The sequence below is a fragment of the Longimicrobium sp. genome, assembly GCF_036280135.1.
Lineage (GTDB): Bacteria > Gemmatimonadota > Gemmatimonadetes > Longimicrobiales > Longimicrobiaceae > Longimicrobium.
Map to the genome: position 1 here is coordinate 1 of NZ_DASURI010000794.1, position 4727 is coordinate 4727.

Here is a 4727-nt window from a genome sequence, read left to right on the forward strand (position 1 = left end):
GGCCACGGGTAGGTGCGTCAGGTTCTGCTGGTACTCCATGTTGGAGTCGATCGTGAGCAGGACGTCGAACTCGGTGGCCGCCTTGCGAAGCAGCGCGCCGTTCTTCGTCCCGCTCCATCCCATCTCGCCCACCGTGCGCACCTCGTGCTCCGGGAGCTCACGCCGGAGCTTTCGGGGCGTGCACTCATCAAGCAGCACACGCACGTTCGCTTAACGCTTCCTGAGCTTCCTCGAGCGCCGCGATCACCTGTTCTCGCGTAACGCTAGGAAAGTCATCGAGGAACTCGTCCAGCGGATAGCCCGCCTCCAGGTAGTCGATCAGGTTCTTGAGCGGCACGCGCGTGCCGGCGAATACCGGCATACCGCCGAGAACCTCGGGGTCCGTATGAATGACGCGGCTGGGGCTCATTGCTGGTCTCCTTGATCTGGATGCATCCCAAAGATAAACAGAGGCGCGAGCCGCAACCAGTTTGCCAGCGCCGTTACGGCTCGCCGCGGAAGATGCCCACGTGGGGGACGCCGTCGGCGCCGACGCGGCCGCGGAACATGCCCGTGCTGTTGAACGGCATGGTCCAGTCGCCGTTGCGGTCCATGGCGATGATGCCGCCCTCGCCCTGCTGCGCCACCAGCTGCCGCATGACGATGCTGTCCGCGGCGGCCTGCAGCGGCAGCCCGCCGTACTCCATGAGCGCGCAGATGCTGTGCGCCACCGTGTTGCGGATGAAGAACTCGCCGTGCCCCGTGGCGCTCACCGCGCACGAGCGGTTGTTGGCGTACGTCCCCGCGCCGATGATGGGTACGTCGCCCACGCGGCCGTAGCGCTTCATCATCATCCCGCCCGTGGACGTGCCCGCGGCCAGGTTGCCGTTGCGGTCCAGCGCCACGGCGCCCACCGTGCCCCACTTGCGCTCCTCCGGCACGCTGTAGCCGCTGGTGCGGCCGGCGCGCGCGGCGCTGTCGGCGCGAAGGCTGTCCTGCTGGCGCGCCCGCTCCCACTGCTGGCGGCGCGTGGGCGTCCAGAAGTAGCTCTCCTCCACCATCTGCAGCCCGTTCTGCCGCGCGAACGTCTCCGCGCCGTCGCCGATCATCATCACGTGCGGCGAGCGCTCCATGACGGCGCGGGCCAGGTCGATGGGGTTGCGCACCGTGTGCAGCCCCGCCACGGCGCCGGCCCGCAGCGTGGCGCCGTCCATGATGGCCGCGTCCAGCTCGATGCGCCCGTCGGCCGTGATGACGGCGCCGCGGCCCGCGTTGAAGAGCGGGTTGTCCTCCATCACGTTGATGGCGGCCTCCACGGCGTCCAGGCTGCTACCGCCGCGGGCCAGCACGGCGTGCCCGGCCATGAGCGCCTCCGTGAGGGCGGCCTGGTACTCGGCCTGGCGCTCGGGCGGGATGGACTGCGGCGTCATGGCGCCGGCCCCGCCGTGGATGACCATGCCCCAGCGCGCCGGCGCGGGCGCGTTGCCGCCCACGTCCGTGGGGCGCGCGGGCTGAAACGTGGGCTCGGTCTGCGGCGCCGGCTGCGGCGTGCAGGCGGCCGCGGCCATCACGGCGGCCAGGCAGGCAAGGCGTGCGGTGCGGATCATGGGGATGCGTCTCGCGCGTGGAGGCTTCGGCGTGCGGGCGGTGGATCGCGGCCCAATCTGCCGCCGCCCGTTTCCTCGCACAACCGGTGCTCCGTTGAGCAGACAGGATGACGCTGTCCACTGATTGTCATCCTGAGGAGCGCCCGCGGCGACCCTGATCGAGCGCGGGACTTCGGGCGCGACGAAGGATCTTGTGCGCGAAACGACAAGCCGGCTCCCATGCCCGGGAGCCGGCTTGACGCGTTGCGGGCAAGATCCTTCGTCGCCGCCAGGGATCACGCACGGACAAAAAGCGTACGCGGCGGCTCCCCAGGATGACCCGTCTCCCCGATCTGGTTATCACATCCGCTCAGGATGAGCGCCGGGCGTCGGGTGACGTGCCGCGCGCTCAGCCGCCGTGCTCCAGGAAGCCGGCGAACAGGGTGCCTTCCGCCAGCAGGGTGGCGGCGGGGACCATCACGTCGAAGCCCTTTGCGCCGTTGGTGAACAGCACCGCGCCCTCGCGGCGGTTGGGCCAGTAGAACACGATCGTCTTCTCGCCCCAGTCGCCGCCCGTGTGCCACAGGACGTTCTGCGCCGGGTCCGCGTACTCGAACACCGTCCATCCCAGTCCGTAGCCGATGCGTACGGGGCACACGGGCACCTTGGCGGGATCGCAGCGCTCCGCGCCCGTCGCGTGGATGCTGTCGCGCTGGGCGGCCAGCGCGGCCGGCAGCCGGTCGTGCGCCATCACCGAGATCACGAAGCGCGCGTAGTCGCCGATGGTGGTGTGGATGTCGTCCGCGGCGTTGGCCTCGTCGTCCGTGGACGGCGTGCCCCAGCGGCCCTCGGGTCCCATCGGCATGGCGGTGCGCCCCGTGAACCACGGCTGGCGGACGAAGGAGGTGCTGCGCATCCCCGCCGGGCCAAAGACGTACTGCCGCGCCAGGTCGTTGGTGGATGCGCCCAGCTTTCGCTCCACGAAGCGCCGCGCGTACTCGTATCCCTCGCCGCTGTAGCGAAACTGCGTGCCGGGCTGGAACCCGATGCGCAGCACGCCCTCCGTCTCGCGGCGCCAGTTGGTGAATCCCAGCTGGTGGCTCAGGGCCAGCCGCGGGGTGAACGCGTCGTGGCGCGGGTCCGACGCCACGTCGGGATCCGTCCACACGGGCGACATGGGCTCGTCCAGCGACAGGCGCCCGTCCGCCGCGAGCCGCAGCACGAGCTCCGCGAAGAGCGGCTTGGTGAGCGAGGCGATGTTGTACAGCGTGGAGTCGGACGCGGGGACGCCGTCCGCCTGGTTGCCGTAGACGCGCGTCCAGGCTACCTGGCCGTCGCGGATGTACGCCACGGCCAGGCTGGGCACGCCGTGCTCCGCCAGCCACCCCGGCGCCCGTGCGTCCAGCGTGGCGCGCGCGTCGGGGGTGGTGGATGCGACGGAGGGCGACGCGGGACGGGCGGACTGCGCGCCGAGCGGGGCGCAGGCGCCAACGACGGTCGATATCACGAGAACACTGCGGCCGATGCGGCGCATGTGCGTCATCTCCGGATCTGTGGTGTGGGGCGGATCATCATCCCGCCTTCGCCTTGGACGCGGTGCGCGCCGCGATGGTTTCAATCGGGCGTTCGCGGATCCGGATTCGATTTCCGCCCCAACGCCCCCGAATCCGCATCCGAACCTGGTCGGACGCCGGCGCCCTCCGTTCGTCGCGAAGTCCCGGCCGGAGCGAATGAATTCGCCGCTGGAAAGGCACGAGGTCCGCCTGCGCGGACTGCCCCGGAACGGGCCGCCGCGTGTGCACCGGCGCGGAGTCCGCGCGGCGCGATTCCGGCCCTCCGCGCGGAGGCGGCCTCCCGCCGGGTGGCGGCGCGCGTTGGTGGTTGAAGCCCCGTTCGCAGAGCGCGTCAGCGCGAGACGGGGCTTTCCGCGGTCGTAGCGGCGGCTTTAGCCGCTCAGGCTGGGAGCGCGCCGGCGCGACACGGACGGTCCCCCGCGGCGGGTTTCCCCGCTCAGGCTGCGAGCGCGCTGTCCCTCTGGATCCACATCCGCCTCACACCATCTTCAACGCATCCCCGAAACGCGCGCCCTCATCCACCCGTACTCGCCAGCAATGGCCCCGCCGGTTGCCGGCCGGTCGCGCCGGTCCTGATATTGCGACAGCCCCGCCCGGCGAACCCCACGTTCCTGGACCGCGATGATCAACGCTTTTCGCAAGCTCCTGCGCCCCACGCTGCGGCAGCAGCTGGAAGACGGCGTCCGCGAAGCCCTGCGGCGCTACGCCGACCGCCGTACCGCGCCCGACCTGCGCGTGTACGCCTCCACCGACCTGGTGCCGCCCGGCATGAGCCCCACCCTGTGGGCCCGTGACGAGGCGGACCACCTGCGCCGGTTCGCCGCGCAGTGGGCCCAGGACAACGGCATCGCACGCGCGGGGCTGCGCGTGGAGGTCGTGGTCCTGGACACCAAGCGCGAGTTCGCGCACGTAAAGCCGCTGGGGCTGGACGACCCGCGCCGGCAGCCGGAGGGCGCCAGCAACGCGCCCGGCCCGGACCGCCCGCTGGTGCCCGAGCACCGCGCCCCCGCGCCGGCCTACAGCAACCAGCCCGCGTACGGCGCGCAGCCGGCGTACGGAGGCGGCGCCCCGGCCCATGGCGGCGGGGGCGGCGGCGCCCCGGCCGGACGGGGCGCCCTCCTCGAGGTCGTCAGCTCCGAGACGCTGCGCGAGCCCGTGCGCTTTGACGGCGAGGTGGTGCTGGGCCGCCGGCCCGACGCCGGCGTGCAGGCCACGGGCGACCGCTACATGTCCAGCCGCCACGCCCGCTTTCGCGTGCAGGGCGGCCGCGTGACCGTGACGGACCTGGATTCCAAGAACCGCACCTTCGTCAACGAGCAGCCCATCCCGCCGCACCAGGAGCGCGCCCTGAACCCGGGCGACACCGTGCGGATGGGGAACACGGTGCTGCGGCTGACACACGCAGGCTGATGCCCGGCTACCTGGAAACCGTACTGGACTGGATCCTCCGCGGCGTGGTCCTGCTCTTTGGCGTGGGCGCGCTCATCGCGCTCGCCCGGTGGGTGCGGCAGGCCATGCGCGAGCGCCGCGAGCGATGGGCCATCCGCATTGCCCTGGGCATGCTGCTGATGTCCGGCATCTACGCGTG

4 protein-coding genes are annotated in these 4727 nt (G+C 71.7%); 1 reads left to right on the forward strand and 3 read right to left on the reverse strand.

Annotated elements, in window-relative coordinates; all coding sequences use genetic code 11:
- Nucleotides 1–187: 187 nt before the first annotated feature.
- From VFZ20_RS25635 to VFZ20_RS25645, 3 genes are all read right to left on the reverse strand, one after another.
- The gene (locus VFZ20_RS25635; protein ID WP_329686809.1) at nucleotides 188–409 is read right to left on the reverse strand and encodes a DUF433 domain-containing protein; all 222 of its coding nucleotides are present in this window, start codon (nucleotides 407–409) and stop codon (nucleotides 188–190) included.
- A 73-nt stretch (nucleotides 410–482) separates the two neighbouring features.
- The gene (locus VFZ20_RS25640) at nucleotides 483–1586 is read right to left on the reverse strand and encodes an isoaspartyl peptidase/L-asparaginase (RefSeq protein ID WP_329686810.1); all 1104 of its coding nucleotides are present in this window, start codon (nucleotides 1584–1586) and stop codon (nucleotides 483–485) included.
- Nucleotides 1587–1974: 388 nt separating this feature from the next.
- A complete protein-coding gene (locus tag VFZ20_RS25645) occupies nucleotides 1975–3108 on the reverse strand; it encodes a serine hydrolase domain-containing protein (protein ID WP_329686811.1) in 1134 nt (377 codons plus the stop codon).
- Nucleotides 3109–3760: 652 nt separating this feature from the next.
- On the opposite strand from VFZ20_RS25645, the gene VFZ20_RS25650 reads away from it, so the two are divergent.
- Nucleotides 3761–4549: an FHA domain-containing protein gene (locus VFZ20_RS25650; protein WP_329686812.1), complete on the forward strand. Its 789-nt coding sequence runs from the start codon at nucleotides 3761–3763 to the stop codon at nucleotides 4547–4549.
- Nucleotides 4550–4727: the final 178 nt, after the last annotated feature.